We start from the raw sequence: 17,526 nt of genomic DNA, 5'->3' as shown, positions 1-17,526 counted from the left end.
TAAAAATGCAATGAGATTCTGAGAAAAGTCAAATGGGTGATGGAGGGAGGTCTGAAGGAGAGAATATGTAATTGGGGTTTTGTGCGGAAGGGGAAATAACAAGTTTGATTTTTCTTTCTGTAGTATTCTTTATCCAGAAGGCTTCACCGCATTTTATGGTTTCAGCGGATTCATATTTTTGCTGTTTGTTATTCCATATAAAGATACTTTTTGCAGGAATATTTTTCTCATCTTCGCTGATAGTGAGGTTGTCAGCAGATATGGAGAGAGGGAAGGGATTGCCGACCAGATTCCAGCCTGACTCAAGAATTATCGAAGATGGCTCTGAGGATGAAGCAGGATTCCCCGGGATTGTACCTTCGATATTTCCGGAATACATAAGCCAGTAACCTTCTTTAGAATTCAGATCTCCTATGTTTTTTATTTCTTCATACTCTGAAGTTTCACCACCATTAAAGCGGTATATCCTGAAGCGCCCTTTGATATAATCTTTTAATAGAACTGAGTTCTCTTTATTCATTTCATCTGCATTAACCGGGAAGGAAACCATCTTTGACTTCCACTTTGACAAAGGCGCGCCAAGCGCAATTGAATAATAAGGATTGCTTTTGATCAGACCTGAATCTTCATTATAGGCTAAGATTTCACCATCTTCCCCGCACCATATCCTGTAAGCGGCTTCACCCTCTGAATCATTCAAAACTTCAAACCAGCTATTGCTGTAATCACCCTCGTAATAAAATGACCGGAGGATTTTGTTACTCTCTGTGACTGCATAAATGTCTTTTTTATTTTCACTGGTTTCATTAACAGCAATTGAACTAACTTTCTCTCCTTCAGGAAGGCTTGCAAAGACTTGCCATGTGAGTTCATCACCTAAAGAATAAATAAACCCTGCATCCGGGCATACTGCATATAAACGATCTTTCTTACTAAAATAGACAGATGAAATACCTTCACAACTTTCAGGCGGCAACACAGGGTTTACAATATCCTCTCCATTGATTTTATAGAGACCATTTTCCGTAAGTAAGGCTGCGCCTGAAGAAGACTCAAAAGTTAATAAATCTTTGATACTTTCGGAACCGTCCAGAACAATGACCTCCTGCCATTCTTCACCATCAGAAGAGAACAACAGCTTATCAGAAGCAACAGCATATACTCCTTCTGCTCCCCCCGTAAGAGAATAAATCTTGTCAGGATTTGTGATTGCTGATGTTGCTCTCCACTCTCTGTCTTTTTTCTCTCTTATATAAACTGTTCCGTCATCTGTTACTGCAATATAAAAAATCTTATCTGCTGCTGAAAAAGATGTTGCTGAGACTATCATCTCCGATTGCGAAATTATTTCCTCCTTCCAGTTTTTTCCGTTATCTTTGCTTCTGAAAAGCCTCCCTGAATATGTGACTGCAAAAATATTTTTCCCATAATGAGTAACACTTCTTAAATAACCTTTAAGGAGGTTCTGTCTTTCCCATTCAATATCTTTCTTATTCCACACATAAATGCCGTCTCCGAGTGAGCCTCCTATAATCCGGCTACCGGGAAGATATTCTGCCAGACATGTAATGAAAAGCTCTCTATTGCTTATTTTCTCCCATTTCTCACCTCCGTCATAACTTCTGAAAACCCCTCCACCTAAAACTGCGGCAAAGATAAGGCCCTTCTTTTTTTTTGAGACAAGTATTGAAACTGACTGCGCACCTTTAAGGTCATACTGCGGTGCTATGGACTTTTCACTCCAGTTCTCTCCTCCATCTTCGCTGATAAAGAGATTATTTCCTGCTGCTGCATATATTTTATTCGGCACCCATGGATCAGGTGCAATTGAGGTTATTTTGAAATCACTTAATTTTTTTTCTCCTGCTTTCCATCTATTTTTTTCTTCAACTAATGCAACCATCCCGCCGCGGCTCAATGCGGCATAGATACGTGACGGAAAGTAAATATCTGCAACGCAAAGTGAAGCGCTATTCTTGCTGCTGAAGTGATAGATTTGTTTTACTTTGCCGTAGCTTGCAACTTCATAAATTGCCTTTCCGGCAGAAATATAAAGTTTCCCCGAATCATCAGGGGCAATATCAAAGGATTTGATTTTATCTTTTCCTGAAGAAAATATTTCTTCCCATGAAGCACCTGCGTCAGTGCTTTTAAAAATCGCTCTCTCAGTTGAATAATAGAGAAGTCCTGCTGCATTGATTGAAGTTCTAACCGTACATGAGCGGTTCTTTATCCCGGTATCTCCGTAAAATATATTATCCCATGTCTTTCCCCTGTCACAGCTCTTGAAAAGCCCCTCAGTCGCATCTGCTGCATATACAGACTCCCCTCTTATATCCACGTCAACTGATACGATGTAACCCTGCCCCGGAGGATTCGCATTTGTCCATCTGTTAAAGCCTGTCCATGGAAAGGCTTCACTATTAAAAATCATGACAAGAAAAAAGATTGCCGCAGCAAGTTTCAGTTTTATCTGATTTTGAAAAAATCCGGTCATAAAGATTTAATGCTCTTTAATATGCGAGCATAATCCCTCCTGTAAAAATTCTTTTTTGACATTGTACTGAAGATGATGTGGAAGAGATTTCCGTCACTCCCTTCAAGATATATATGCCATTCAAAGAACTTATCATCTTTTCCCAAACTGCATCTAAGGGCAAACCTGTAGCCCCATTCTCCATTGCACGTATTAAATTTTCTTATAGATGACACGGATATTTTTCCTGAATCAAGCTCAGTATGCCGCAGGAATTTCACAGTCTCCAAAAGGCTTGTCCCCTCTTCTGTAGTCTTCATCAATGAAAGAGATATTACAGACGTTCCTTTTTTCTTTATGAACATGACAGAGGAGTCATCGCCTCCTGATTCTTTTTTCCATCCACGCGGCAATGTTATGCTGAATGTGCCAAGCTTAATTGTTTTGCCGCTTAAACTTCCGGCTGAACCGCATAATTTATTTTCTGTTAAGCTTTGGGTTCTGCCGTATGATTGAACGGAGAAAATAATAAACAGTAACAGCACTAACAAGAGGCATGAAGCATAAATGTTAAACTTGTTTTTACTAGTTATTGTCATAGTGAAATTTACGGAGGTGGAGGCGGTGAAATTGGCGGAGGAGCCTTAAGCTTTTTTTTAAGCGATATCATCTCTACGAGCCCGGGCAAAAGCATATCTTTGGACGGTCCATACATATAAAGTTGTTCGTCATGTTGAGACTCCCTTTCAGAGGCCTTTGCCAGACCTTTGTAGAGAGTGTTATCAGGAAAGATCATATCCGGATTTTCTGTTTCTCTCCGGAAATTCAAAAGCTCAACACCTTCGAGGAACTGCTCAATGTCTGATTTATCTGTTTTTCTAATCTCCGGCACATTCATATCTTCTTTAACTACTGCCATCTCTCCAGCTGATGCATAGACAGGTTCTCCGGGCCCTGTTGCCCCTCTATTCCTGACTTCAACATTGCCTTCGATAACCAGCACATCAGTTTCCTGAGGATTCCGGACCAATACTATAAAATCAGTCCCTCTTACCCCGCATAGAGCAGTAGGAGTAACAATCTCGAAATCCGATTCTTCTCCGGAAATTTTTTTCACAATTATCCTGACCTTCCCGGCAACAAGCTCCAGCATATCAGGGTGCTTTATTTCTCCATCCCCTGAATCTCTGAATGACTCCCTGAATGTGAATTGAGAGTTTTCAGCAATCATTACAACATCGCCGTTACGTATAAGTGCCCTCGCGCTTCCTCCATTGCCTGTGGTTATTTTATCTCCGCTATAAAGCCTTTGTCTTAATGCAGGCTTCAAAATCATCCCTCCATTGGCACCTTTTATAGTCACGACACCATTAAAACCAAGCAATATGCCGGCAGCCGTTGCGCCATAGATGTTATAATTAACCAATATTATATAAAAATAGCAAATTAAAAGGCAAAAAAAATTGCGTATCCAACTCTGCATTTTTTTCGTAACTCAGGTTTTAAAGAAGCTGTTCAAACTCTTTGCTGACTGTGATGCTGCCCTTCTTTTTATAGTTCTCCACAATCCTGTTTAAAATCATCTCAGTCTGATTCTGGATTACAGACGCTCTCATAGAGCTCTTGCGAGATTCAAAGTCCGACCGGCTTACAGGGAGTTTATTATTCAGAACAATAACGTATGCTCCGTTTTTATCAATTACATATCCTGCTCTCTTTGTACTATTAAGAGCAAACATCGCTGCTGTAAAAGCACCTCTATTCTTTATATCAGAAGAAACATTGCTTCTCAAAACCATTCCAGTTGTCTCTACAGTTACCTTGTCAGCGGAGGCAATATCATTAACCGACTCTCCTTTGTTAATTCGCGACACTATCTCCTTTATATGGGAATCAAGGCTTGCCATTCCTCTCTCACTCTTATATCTTTTCTCGACCCTTACCCTTACCTCTTCAAACTTGGGGTCATGGGCGCTTTCTTTCTTAATAAGCTTTATAACAGCGCATGATGCACCTAGCCTTACAGGCTCGCTTATTTCTCCATCTTTAAGGGCATAAGCTGTAGTGTAAAATTTCTTCGCATTTTCTATCCCCTCGATATCTTCATCCTGATAGATCTTGGTCCGTACCGGTCTGATTTCAAGCGATGCTTCTGATTTACCTCCAGTCCATTCTTTCCTTATTTCAGAAGCCTTTGCAAGCACCTCATCTTTACCCTTTTCTCTTTTCATTCTGTCTATTACTTCATCTTTGACATATTCAAAAGGTTCAGCTTCCCCGGGTTTAATTTTCTTTTCTACCTTTATTATGTGGTACCCGAACGATGATTTTACAAGGCCGCTTATTTCCCCTTCCGCCAATGAAAAAGCTGATTTCTCAAATTCAGGATCCATCTCTCCTTTTCCAAAAAATCCCAAATCACCGCCGGTTGCTGTTGCAAGAGGCTCCTCGGAATGTAACTGGGCAAGTGCTTTGAAATCCTTTCCTTTTTTTGCTTCATCAAGAACCTTTTGCGCTCTGCGCTTGATCATCTCCTCTTCATCAGGTTTTGTTCCCGGCTTTACAATGAAAAGAATATGACTTGCTTTTATCTGTTCATCTTCAGAGCTATAATCATTCTGATTGGAGTTATAATATTCTCTTGCCTGCTGTTCCGTGACTGATATTTTGCTGTTTATATCTTTGGGCGTTACCAGAACGTATTCAATATCAGCGCCGTCTGGAAGTTTATATTTGCTCACGTTATCTTGAAAATATTTCTTCAGTTCATTCTCGGGAACAGTCTGGGAAGCCATATAAAAATCAGGTGGATAATAACAGTATTGGGCTTCCGCCTTTTCATTCTCCTTAACATATTCTTCCCACAGCTCGGTATCGCTTACCACAGCGGAATCTTCAACCATCCTTTTTAGCTTTTCAGAAGCTATCTCTTTTTTCTGATCCTCGATAAAGCTCTTGGGATCAATGCGGTTTCTTTTTAAAATAGCTATCATCTGGTTTTTATCTATATTGCCCGAAGAATCCCTGAACACTTCATAGGATTTAAGTTTCTCAACAAGTTCTGAATCGCTTGCCTTAATGCCCATATCAACGGCTGCCTGATCCATTACCTCTTTGTTTATTATATTGTTAAGTACCATCTTTTTGAGATCCATGCGTGCAAGGAATTCATCAGCTTTATCTTTAAGCTGGCTGCGAAAATAATTTTCAGTCTGTGCGAGCTGTTGTCTGTATGCATCATAGGAAATTATCTTCCCATTGACTTCAGCTACCATGCCCCCTTTAGCAGCATCCTTACTGCTCAAGCCGTAATATGCAACGAAAGAAACTATTATTATAAAGAAAACAGGTGAAATCCATCTGCGGTGCTTTCGCATTAAATCAAGCATTTACTTTGTACTCCTCGATATTATTTTTATTCCAAGTTCATCAAGCTGTTTCTTGTCCACATCGGACGGTGCGTCTGTCATAAGACACGTTGCCTTCTGAGTTTTCGGGAATGGGATTACCTCTCTTATTGAATTTGCCCCGGAGAGGATCATGGCTATCCTGTCAAGCCCGAAGGCTATACCGCCATGAGGCGGGGCGCCGTATTGAAGTGCATCAAGGAGAAATCCGAATTTCAGCCGCGCTTCATCAGGTCCTATGCCTAAAGCATCGAACATCTTTTCCTGCACATCCCTGCGGTGGATCCTGATACTTCCTCCTCCGACCTCGGAGCCGTTAAGGACCATATCATAAGCCTTGGCTCTTATCTTTGAGGGATCGGAGCTAAACAATTCGATATCCGCGTCAACGGGAGATGTAAAAGGATGATGCATCGCCATATATCTTTTCTCCTCAGGGCTGTATTCGAGCAGAGGGAAATCCGTTACCCAGAGGAAGCTGTACTTTGAGCTGTCAATCATACCCTTGTCCTTCGCAATCTTAAGACGAAGCGATGACATGGAGGGATAAACAATGCCAGACGAATCAGCCTCGATAAAAAGCACATCGCCCGGCTTTGCATCAAGCCTTTCCCTCAGTTTCGCAATCTCTTCAGCATTTAAAAATTTGGTCACAGGGGACTGAAGTTCATTTTCAAGAACCTTCATCCACACAAGTCCCTTGGCTCCCTCAGATATCGCAAATGCCGTAAGGTCATCAAGTTCCTTACGTGTCATGCCGGAACAACCCTTTGCATTGAGCCCGCAGATTATGCCTCCAGATTCAACCGTCTGGTTAAAAACCTTGAAGCCAGAACCTTTGAAGATGTCGGTCAGGCTTTTAAGCTCCATTTCAAACCTTGTGTCAGGCTTGTCGTTGCCGTAACGGCTCATGGCGTCTGCGTATGAAAGTCTAGGGAATGGCGTATTTATGTCTATTCCCATAACTCTCTTGAATATATCTTTGAAAAGTCCTTCCATAACCCGGTAAATGTCTTCCCTGTCAATGAATGACATCTCGATATCTATCTGTGTGAACTCAGGCTGGCGGTCTGCTCTCAGATCTTCATCCCTGAAACATTTTACTATCTGGTAATATCTTTCAAATCCCGCCACCATTAATATCTGCTTAAAAAGCTGAGGAGACTGCGGCAGAGCAAAGAACTTTCCCGGGTTAACCCGGCTTGGAACAAGATAATCACGGGCCCCTTCAGGAGTACTCTTTGTAAGGAACGGGGTTTCAATATCAAGGAAACCTTCCTTGTCAAGATACTCGCGCACGACTTTTGTGATGTTGTAACGCTGTATTATTTTCTTTTGAAGCGATGGTCTTCTAAGATCAAGATAGCGGTATTTAAGCCTTACATCTTCATTTACCGTCGAATCATCTTCTATAAGGAACGGCGGAGTCTGTGCCGTATTCAATATCCTCAGCTCATCGGCGATAACCTCTATTTCTCCGGTAGGCATTGACGCGTTCACAGTCCCTTCAGGCCGGGGCCTGACTTTGCCTTTAACTGCAATTACATATTCAGAGCGGAGGTTGCCTGCCTTCTCATGGGCCTGTGCACATGCTTCCGGATTAAAAACCATTTGTGTAATCCCGGTCCTGTCGCGGACATCAACGAATATCACACCGCCATGATCACGCCTTCTCTGCACCCACCCCATAAGGGTAACATTCTTTTCCTTATCACTGCCGCGAAGATCACCGCAGTAATGAGTTCTTGCCAAACCTTCAAGATTATCCATAGTCGCACCCAATCATTTCATTAAGAACAAATAATAAGAATAATAAATAGCTCAAGATAGCGGAGATTACAGTCTAAAAGGCACCATTGTCAACTTGAAAAAAACAGGGGAAAGCATTCTCTTACAGTAATTAATAATTCAGGATTTATTTCTTTGTTAAGAAGGTAAGTTGAAATTTTACTTATTGCATCTTGCCTGCAACTTATAATCGAGGTTACAGAATCATATTTCCTTTTCCGACTTATTCAGTGTGCTAGTTACTATTAAAGCTACGCAGCATAAAGAACCACACCTTCTCCTACTGCACTAAACATCTTTTATTTTAAATTTCTTGATATCAATACTACTAACAGTAATTTCAATTACTTTTTTTAATTTGAATAGTCTTGTAATTCCTGGATTTCAAATCTGTAGATTTTTTTACCCTGACAACTGCACTGCCGGATTTAAGTTTTGTCGGTAATGTTATATCTATTTTTTCATCACTCCAGGAAACGATATCAGCCTTTTGGTTTTTGTCGTTCTGTTTGATAAGCACTACTCCCTGATATTCCCCGAAGTTTTTGCCATTTACCGCAAGCACTCCTCCTGGCTCGCTTTTCCTTTTGCTTAAAGAAGAAATAACAGCAGGTTTGCTCGGATCATACATATAAAAACCACGACCTGCTAAGGACATATACAGAGTCCCATTAGAAAATTTTATATCCTCAAAATGAAAATTTCCCCCTGCCGTTGTATATAATTCTATGATTTTCATTGAGATTAGATCAACAACAAGTATTCCATCCTTGTCTATGCCACCTGCCCAATCTCCATTTACATACGCCTTATTATCTGCAATATAGAAAGGACCAGTTGATTCGCCGCCAAAAAGAGCCTCATAAGATGGCGCTGCTGGATTACTTATATCAATTTTATATACATCAACACCTATTAAAGCATATATATAGCCATCCACATACATCAACTGGCGGCAGACAGCAGGGATTTTTTGCCCCACTAATACAGGGTTTGAAGGGTCTGATACATCTATTACCTGAAAACCTTTACCGGAATCTGCTTTGTCCCCAACATATGCGTAATTCCCGGAAACATATATTCCACTAGGCTCATTGCCAATATTAATGCTACCAAACAAAGATGGCAATGATGGATCTGAAATATCTATAAGTTCTAAATTACTTCCAAATGTCACAAATGCAATGTTATTTGAGACATAAACATGGCTCGCATTTCCCGTATTATAACTTCCTAAAAGGATGAGTTTTGAAGGATTTGACACATCAATAATCTGAAGTCCATTATTCCAATCTGCAATATAAGCAATCCCATTCTCAACATAGACATCTTGTATACTAGTATCGTTTTCTATATACATTCCCACACGTTTAGGTTTTGTTTGGTCTGAAATATCTAAAATTAGCAATCCATCGCGCCAAGTTGATATATAAGCAATATTGTTTACCATAACAAATGTACCAAACGAATTGTATTTCTCTTTATAACTATAAGACCCTATTAGTTTCTTTGAAGATAGTTCTGTTATATTATCTGTTGAATAATCAAACCCTAAGAGAAACAAGCTTATGGGAAATATTAAAAGGATAAGAAGACTTTTTCTTTTGTTCATCTTATACCCTCCGGTATAATTCAAAAATATATACACATTTTAGTTTGTTGAAAAAATGCTTCTACCCAAGGCTTTCTCAATGTCAGCCTTATGTCTTGCAACTCTCTCAGGGGATGTATGAAAGTATTTGAATAAATACTCAACTGAACCTGTTAATTTTTGCTCATCCACATATTTATAATCGCTGTTTTTTAGTTCATTCTTCAAGTACTCATACATTACCTTCATAAAAGAAACTTTATATGCCTTTGGGATCACGTCTGAAATCTTTATAAAATCTTCCTTGATTGTGTTAGATTTCCATTGAAACTTATCTATAATTTGATTCTTAATAAATGCAATGTTTTCATTTTCCATTCTATCTCTTGCATCCTGAGTTATAATGGGCTGCATAAATCCTTCATCTTCTACATACCCCTGTATATCTTCTTCTTTAATTGGTCCTGCCTGATATGGGATGAGGTCTTCCCCCGCCGCCATACATTTATAATTAATATTAGAAAAGACTATTAATAAAATCAAAATTTCAAATATTGATATTCTTTTTTTCATAATTACCCCCTTAGTGATGGAATATTTAATTCTTTTCTGCTCCATTTTCTATCCATTCTTTTATTAATTCTATTTTTTCATCATCCCATTTAGCCCATGGTGGCATAAGGTAGCTCTTGCCTACCAGACTGTCTATCAAAGGGCTTTCTTCCGGCTTGGTTGCTGAAACAACATCTTTATGCCTGTAACTTCCTTTTTTTAATCCTTCATAAGAGGTTAAAGATATTCCTCCAAGAGTCCCGTGACATCCAATGCAATTGCGATCAAATAGAGGCTGAATATCACATTGATATGAAACGCCCGCTTCGCCACCAGGAACTTTTACTAATTCCCGATTAATTGATTTTCTTCCATCATCAAAAATAACAGTTGTCATAACAACATGCTTTCCGGAACAGAATTCATGTTCGGGATTTAACTGAGATGAAAAAGAGCCATCACCAAAATCCCAGAGAATAGATTTTATGGCTGGAAGATTATTGTCAGGAGCAATTTTAAAAGAATACCTATTATCTATCTCATTGGAAGTTTCTGAATTAATATCAAAAGCTATATTTGTTTCCTCAGGTAACTTTTCTAGCTGGTTTTTTATAAGAGTTAATTGTGGAATAAATAAAGATGCAAGTAATGTCCCTTCTTTTCTATCAAGTAAACTCAATGTACCCTGAATCAGGTTTTTTGTTTCTTCTGACTTATGATTTTTTATGCTTAAGGCCAGCTCATCAAGTTTTACATTTATCATTTCTCTTGCTGATTTTTTCTGCACAGAGGAGGAAATCCATGACAATAATTTCTTAAAAATATTCCCCTGAATTGGAACATTCGAAAACTCGTCATCTTTAATTTCTGACAGTTTTTCTTTTAAACCATTGATTCGCGATAGAAACGACGGATTAAAATAATCCGCATGTGGTAGGATATAGTAATCTGCGCTCATACCTCCTGCCATCAGCACCCTTCCGTCATCAAGCAAGACAAGCTCCGGATCATCCCTGCATACCGACATTCTTCCTGTAAGGTTGAATTGCTTCTTTTCAGGATTAAATATTTCCGCAGACGAATGGAAATCATAAAGATTTGAGCCTCCTGCTGCCAGCACTCGTCCGTCATCAAGGACTTCTGGCTTAAAATGGTCGCGTGGAACATTCATTGATGGTGCATCTTCAAACTCGCCTTTCTTCACATCAAAAATCTCACACACTGATAATGCCTGTCTGTTTACCAATGGATTATTCATTGCCCCAAAAACCATGACATTCCCATTAGAGAGTTTTGAAATTCCATGTGAAATTCTCATATTCTTCATCATAGCTGATTCAATAAATTTACCTGTTTTGGGATCATAAATTTCAGAGCTTTTTAATACATCTATCCCTTCAGCACCCCATTTAGACGTGCCACCGGTAATTAATATCCTCCCGTCATCAAGAGTTATTGCTCTATGAAAAACTCTCTTTGAAGTCATCTCTCCACAAATCTGGAAGTTGTTGGTTTTAGAATCAAATATTTCTGCAGATTTTAGAGTGGTAAAATTCCCGTCATCAGAATAACCCATTCCACCAGTTACCAAAACTCTTCCGTCTGGTAAAAGATTTGCCGTGCATCCTCTTCTGCCATAGTGCATTTTCCCGGTTAAACTGAAAACTCCTTTTACCGGATCATATATTTCAACAGAATTAAGAGCTTTCTCTTCTTTCTTACTCTCGTCTCCCCTACCCCCAACAATTAACACTCTTCCATCATGTAATAAAACAGAAGTGTGTCCCCATCTCACAGAATTTAACTTGCCTGTAGGAAGAAATTTCCCATTACGTGAGTCAAAGAGTTCAGCAGTTGAAAGAGGGGCAAGCCTGCCGGAAATGCCTCCTGTTATCAAGACCATCCCATCATTCAATTTTTCCATAGAAAACATATATCGCGGCACATTCATGAAACCGGCAGGCTCAAACCAGTCTTCTGTAAACTTATCAGTTTCTGCCTTTTCACCCTCGCCGGGATTTGTTCCAGACTGGATTTCTGCAATATTTAAAACATCATCTCCATCAGAGTCCTTGCCTTCAACTTTAAACAAAGCCTCCACTACTATGTCTTTTACGTCTTCCTTTTTTTCCTTTTGGAGGCGAGCTAATGTTTTAAGCATCTCTATTTCAATATCCTTGCCATAAGGATTTCTCGCCGGCATTTTCAAGGTATGGCATAGTTCACAACCATATTTGATTGTTAAGCCTGAACCCTGATAAAGTTCATCCCAGTAACAGGTTAGATATTCATTTGAAGCTTCCGTATAAAGAATACTAACAACCGACATAACAATAAAAAAGAAAAGATATTGTTTAATTTTACGGCTCAACTGTCACAGTCTCCTTGCAGGCTTTTTTTGTAGAACTTACATAGTACTTAGTAACATATTTTTTCACGTTATTTGTTCCACCATACGATGTCGGTGGCTCGGTTTGAATTATTGTGTCTGCTCCATTTCCGCTAGCGTTTTCGGCGCACACAATAGAGCCATAGTCGACATAAGGTTTTCCAGTACAATCTGTTGTGTTCCCACCATCTCTCGTTAACCATACTCTTCCAGAAGTATCTACTCTCGGTCCAGTAGATCTATCAGGATTCGTTGGTAGTCCATTGCAATTTGTTTCTGAATAACCCAATAATCTCCATATTGCTGCTCGTTCTGGGGCATCATCATATCCTTTCTTTAGTCCTACTATGACTTGTTTTGAGCTTGTATTATCTGGCAAGAGCATATCAACAAAACTTTCTTGAGAACTTGAATCCTTCCCGTAGTGATGCGCCAAATATACATCAACTCCATAACATGCATTGTCATACCCAATAAGAGAGGTCGAGCTGGTCCCCTCTTCTCTTAAATCTGCAATATTGTTAACAATGTATTGCTCGGTATTGGCACCGGCACCATTGCCCAACAAATCACCTCCAAAAGCATATCGAAAATTTCCATAGTTAAGTATGCCTACAATACTTGCTTCATTCTCTTTATTAGTCCCTGCTGAAGGGGCATGTGGCCAATCGCTATTGTTCGTAGCTGTTGTCCTTATCCAACGGTCTGCACCATAAATGTAAAGTTTTGACTGCACCGTATTAGTCATTCCCAAGTCAATAAAACTTGTTAAGTTTGTTGAGCTTTCAGTATCATCTGGAAGCTGAATATCTCCTCTTTCTAAATTATAACAATTGGTTGCAGGATACCGGGCAGAGCTTGATGGAGACTCTCCTTCCGTTCCAGAGCATAATTTGAAAATCTTATCTGTGAAATTACCTCCGTAAACAGTGTCATACATTATTTCCCACTTTGCGCTTTCTGCTGAATCATCATACCAATCATAAAATCCTCGATAAACTAATTTCCCTTTATATGTTTTTCCGGGAACAGTATTAGATATTTTCAGGCGTGGATTTGCACCACCAAACAAATCATCGAAGTTCGCCATATGATCCCCATGCATGTGGGTGATAATAACATAATCAACTTCATTTAAATCTTTATCAATAGTATTATTGTTTTCATCTCTAAAATCATTATTTATAATTGTATTTACAGCACTTATTTTACTTACAATGTAATCCTCATCATTATTATTAGCATCACCTGCAACATCCATAAGCGCAGTAATACCTGTTGGACCTACTATTAAAGTTGATTGACCTTTTTGAGTCTCGTGAGTAAGCGCTAAGTGCATTATTGTAAGCCTGTCAGGCTTAGGCACTATTGCATTGTCTTGAAAACTTTCACAAGTGATGTCTGCATGAGAAATATTAATATAAGATGATAGAAACATTAAACAGGTCAGCAAACAGAAGCTTAAACGTTTATAAATATTCATTCAACACCCTCCTTAATTATAAAGTATCCAGTGTAATAAAATACCTTAAATGACATGTAGCAGAATTTTTCCGTATTACTGTGGTTTTGAAAAGGAAAGAAGAAGCTATTGTAAGATAGAAAATTTGATTGATTGATTGATTGATTGCAATATTAAAGCCAAGTTTGCACCTCAATGATTATTTTATACAGAAAATAGCTTGACAAGAAATTATTGTCAACAAAAAATTTTAAATTTATTAAAATTAACAATCTGAAATTCATATAACTATCAGAGTATCAATTAAGCTAAAACAACCAATATTTAGGCTAATCTAACCAAAAGCAACATCCATCTTTAGACCCCTTTTGACAAAGCATTTTAAATATATCATATTGGCCGTAACATTTTTTAACAATAATCAGAACAGGAGATAAGGGAAGATGGGTGACGGCAATAATTCCAAAGAATTTCCGATGGGCGAAGCGGTCCGTGGTGCATACAACCGCGGTGAGGAAGATGAAGCATTAGAGCCTCTTGTCCTTGAAGTCAATGGCGCAAGGCCCGGTGCAATCGGGGACGGCGAATACGTCATATTTTATGACATAAGGGGAGAGAGGGAGATAGAACTCACAAAAAGCTTCACTGAAAAAGGCTTCCATGAATTCAAACGCATTGACAACCGCACGGCAAAGTTTGTCACCATGGTCGAGTATGACAGAAATCTCAAAGCAGATGTGGCATTCCCTCCTGAAGAAAAAATTGGAGATACATTGTGCGAGGTGATATGCGGCAAGGGTTTAAAAGTCGGCAAAATCGTTGAATCGGAAAAGGCAGTCCACCTCAGCTTTTTTTTAAACGGAAAAAGAAATGAGCCTTTCCCCGGCGAGGAAAGGATATTCATACAATCCCGCAAAGATATCACTAATTACGATGCATGCCCTGAAATGTCCATAGACGAGGTTGCATCTGAAGCAGAAAAAAGACTTGGAGAGAAAAAGTTTGACCTCCTTATAATCAATTTTGCAAACATTGACGTTGTAGGTCACATTGAGAATGAAGATGCAGTTAAGAAAGCAGTAGAAGCAGTTGACCATAATATCGAGAGAGTAATAAGGGCGGCGCGCTCGGCTGGCTATCACTGCATCATAACCGCTGACCACGGCACAGTAGAAAAATGGTTTTATCCGGAAGGTACTGTGGACACAGGACATACCGACAGCCCAGTACCGTTTATCCTGGTTCCTCCATCAGATGAATCTTTAAATGACATAAAATTGAGGGAAGGATGCGAACTCACAGACATTGCCCCGACCATACTCGATATAATGGGAATTGAAACTCCACCATCAATGACGGGAAAATCAATCATTGCGGGAAAAAGCTTAAATGCCGGGAAAAATAAAAACCGTGTACTCCTTCTTATTGTTGATGGCTGGGGGCATAAGGATGAAAAGCATGGAAATTTAATTGCCGCAAGCAACACTCCAAACATGGACAATCTAATCAGCAATTACCCCTTCACAACTCTAAAGGCTGCGGGGGAAGCAGTTGGGATGCCTGACGGAACAGTGGGAAATTCGGAAGTGGGGCATCTTCACATAGGCGCAGGAAGAAGACTCTATTCAGATCGTTTGAGGATAGATAAGTCAATAGAAGACCGAGCTTTTTTTAAGAACCCTGCATTTTTGAAGGCAATGAAGGAATCAAAGGAAAATAAAAAACCTCTCCATCTGCTCGGCATAGTTTCTTTTTACAGCTCACATGGTTCAATCAAACATCTCTTTGCCTTAATGGAAATGGCAAAGGAGAACGGATTAAATGAAGTCTATATTCATTCCTTCCTTGGACGGCGCGGAGAACGCCCCGAAAGCGGAAGCATCTATATAAAGCAGGTAGAGGAAAAAGCAAAAATGCTTGGCGTAGGAAAAGTTGTGGATGTTATAGGACGTTTCTGGTCTCTTGACCGCGAAGAAAACTGGGACAGGATTGAAAAAACCTACCGCGCTCTTGCATACAGGGAAGGCGGGATTGTTAAAGGTTGAAATAAACAGCGGGAGTTTGCACGGAAGCACCTTTAAAGTGCAAAGTACAAACTCCCACTAGAGTTTTCTTAATCTAATTTAGGTTTCGGTGTTTCATCTGTCGGAGCTGGAAGTATCGGATACTCTATTTTGGGCTGAGTTCCGGTAGTGCTCCGTAAAAAGGCATCAATCTTATCTATTTCAGAACCAGTAAGGTTAGCTCCCAATTGTGCGGAGCCCATAATGCCTACCGCTTCTTTAAGTTTCCAGACTTTCCCTGAGTGGAAATAGGGAGGAGTAAGAGCTATATTACGAAGCGAAGGAGATTTGAATACATACTCATCAGCCTCGGTATTTGTCACCTTAAACCTGCCTTTATCGCCTGCCATAATTTCAGCCGCAGGGCGCTGGACAACGCCGAATGGGAAATAACCCTCACCTCCCATGTTTATTCCGCCATGACATCCTGAACATCCCTTGTCCATGAATAATCCCAAGCCTTCCTTCTCTGCGGAATTCAGCGCTTTTGCATCACCTTTTAAAAATTTGTCAAAAGCTGAATCAGGAGTAAGGAGTGTAGCCTCAAATACTTCAATGGCATTCGCCATATTTTCAAATGTTACCGGTTCTTTCTGTTCGGGAAATGCTTTTTTAAACATCTCAATATAACGCGGCATGCTGTTTAGAGTTTTTACGACCATGTCAGGATTATTGTTCATTTCAACCGAAGCCTGCACAGGTCCTTTTGCCTGTTCCTTTAAATCCTTTGCCCTTCCATCCCAGAATTGAGTCAGATTAAAAACTGAATTAAGGACTGTCGGTGCATTTCTCGGACCTCTCTTCCAGCCGTGTCCTGTAGATGTCTCCTGAAAATCTGTCCCGGCAAGACCGATGTTGTGGCAGGAATTACAACTGAAGACTCCACTCGCCGAAAGCCTTGGGTCAATATAAAGCGCTTTACCAAGTTCAATCTTAGCAGGGGAAGCAGGATTTCCCGAAATTGCAGATGGAGTCTTTGGTATAGGTTTAAATGTCTTTTGTGCATTCTCCATAACTTCATCAGATGAATATGAATAATTTACTGCAAAAACAAACATGCACAACAACAACAGGATTAAAGTTTTTCTCATCATTCTCATCATGACATCCTCCTCAGTTAAAAAATTCAATCAGAACAACATCATATCCATCTTCGCACTTTTTGTTTGTACCTCAGATAATCTCCCCCAAACCTTCTTTCCAGTTTTTTCTCTTCATTGATTATAAACCGGTTCGTAATTGTCCATACAAAAAAAGGAATAATGAAAAAAGAAGATAAACAACCCTGCAGGAGAGATGTCCCAATAAGGACAAGTGCAAGTGCCAAATACATAGGATTGCGGCTGTATCTGTAAACTCCCTCTGTTACCAATTGCTCCGGCTCCTCAAATGGATGGAGTGTTGTTTTGGCTTTAATAAAAAGCCGCGGAGGTGTTGCACCAAAAATAATTCCAACAATTATAAAAACAATCCCTGAATAATTATATGGTCTGGGAATTATGTCTGCAATGGGGAAAAGATAGTGCAAAAGGAACATCAATAAAAGTGAAATCAAAAAATATACCGGTGGAATAATTCTTCTTTGTTTCATATTATTTTATCCACTACGCCAATTTACTTCCACCGGCAATTTTTATTTAATCGAATTCACAATCACGGGTTTATCTTTATGGTCTTGTACTTCGCGTTATTATTCTCATTGGTTTCTCCAATAGTTCCGGGGCCGACAGGATTAGCGGTATCCGCATCTGCTTTGGCTATTATGTAGTAGTTCCCTGATATGCCAGAAGGAATTGTG

13 protein-coding genes are annotated in these 17,526 nt (G+C 39.6%); 1 reads left to right on the top strand and 12 read right to left on the bottom strand.

The window, feature by feature from the left end:
- Positions 1–28: 28 nt before the first annotated feature.
- The 9 genes from HZA77_00065 to HZA77_00025 form a co-directional block, all read right to left on the bottom strand.
- On the bottom strand, positions 29–2,497 hold the full coding sequence (locus HZA77_00065; GenBank protein ID MBI5373797.1) for a hypothetical protein: 2,469 nt from the start codon (positions 2,495–2,497) through the stop codon (positions 29–31).
- Positions 2,494–3,075 (bottom strand): hypothetical protein, encoded by a 582-nt coding sequence (locus tag HZA77_00060; GenBank protein MBI5373796.1) that lies wholly within the window; start codon positions 3,073–3,075, stop codon positions 2,494–2,496. Before HZA77_00060 ends, HZA77_00065 begins: the two co-directional genes overlap by 4 nt.
- Positions 3,076–3,083: 8 nt before the next feature.
- Positions 3,084–3,959, bottom strand: coding sequence for a FecR domain-containing protein (locus HZA77_00055; GenBank protein MBI5373795.1), 876 nt, complete (start codon positions 3,957–3,959; stop codon positions 3,084–3,086).
- Between the two features lie 19 nt (positions 3,960–3,978).
- Positions 3,979–5,865, bottom strand: coding sequence for a SurA N-terminal domain-containing protein (locus tag HZA77_00050; protein MBI5373794.1), 1,887 nt, complete (start codon positions 5,863–5,865; stop codon positions 3,979–3,981).
- On the bottom strand, positions 5,866–7,653 hold the full coding sequence (gene aspS, locus HZA77_00045) for an aspartate--tRNA ligase (protein MBI5373793.1): 1,788 nt from the start codon (positions 7,651–7,653) through the stop codon (positions 5,866–5,868).
- Positions 7,654–8,011: 358 nt separating this feature from the next.
- Positions 8,012–9,283 carry a hypothetical protein gene (locus tag HZA77_00040; protein ID MBI5373792.1) on the bottom strand — a complete coding sequence of 424 codons (1,272 nt, stop codon included), beginning with the start codon at positions 9,281–9,283 and terminating at the stop codon, positions 8,012–8,014.
- 39 nt (positions 9,284–9,322) lie between these two features.
- On the bottom strand, positions 9,323–9,835 hold the full coding sequence (locus tag HZA77_00035) for a hypothetical protein (GenBank protein ID MBI5373791.1): 513 nt from the start codon (positions 9,833–9,835) through the stop codon (positions 9,323–9,325).
- Between the two features lie 25 nt (positions 9,836–9,860).
- Positions 9,861–12,185: a hypothetical protein gene (locus tag HZA77_00030; GenBank protein MBI5373790.1), complete on the bottom strand. Its 2,325-nt coding sequence runs from the start codon at positions 12,183–12,185 to the stop codon at positions 9,861–9,863.
- Positions 12,175–13,686 (bottom strand): MBL fold metallo-hydrolase, encoded by a 1,512-nt coding sequence (locus tag HZA77_00025; protein MBI5373789.1) that lies wholly within the window; start codon positions 13,684–13,686, stop codon positions 12,175–12,177. Before HZA77_00025 ends, HZA77_00030 begins: the two co-directional genes overlap by 11 nt.
- A gap of 422 nt (positions 13,687–14,108) precedes the next feature.
- On the opposite strand from HZA77_00025, the gene HZA77_00020 reads away from it, so the two are divergent.
- Complete coding sequence (locus tag HZA77_00020; protein MBI5373788.1) at positions 14,109–15,710, top strand: alkaline phosphatase family protein; 1,602 nt, start codon at positions 14,109–14,111, stop codon at positions 15,708–15,710.
- A 68-nt stretch (positions 15,711–15,778) separates the two neighbouring features.
- Here the strand turns inward: HZA77_00020 and HZA77_00015 are convergent, their stop codons facing one another.
- The 3 genes from HZA77_00015 to HZA77_00005 all read right to left on the bottom strand — a co-directional run.
- A complete protein-coding gene (locus HZA77_00015) occupies positions 15,779–16,819 on the bottom strand; it encodes a cytochrome-c peroxidase (GenBank protein MBI5373787.1) in 1,041 nt (346 codons plus the stop codon).
- A gap of 50 nt (positions 16,820–16,869) precedes the next feature.
- Complete coding sequence (locus HZA77_00010; protein ID MBI5373786.1) at positions 16,870–17,319, bottom strand: isoprenylcysteine carboxylmethyltransferase family protein; 450 nt, start codon at positions 17,317–17,319, stop codon at positions 16,870–16,872.
- A gap of 62 nt (positions 17,320–17,381) precedes the next feature.
- Positions 17,382–17,526: hypothetical protein (locus tag HZA77_00005; GenBank protein MBI5373785.1), on the bottom strand; the 145-nt coding region annotated here is incomplete at its 5' end.

The organism is Candidatus Schekmanbacteria bacterium (assembly GCA_016219965.1).
Lineage (GTDB): Bacteria > Schekmanbacteria > GWA2-38-11 > GWA2-38-11 > J061 > JACRJM01.
The sequence above is the reverse complement of the archived record's forward strand: the minus strand, read 5'-3'. Positions and strand labels throughout refer to the sequence as shown.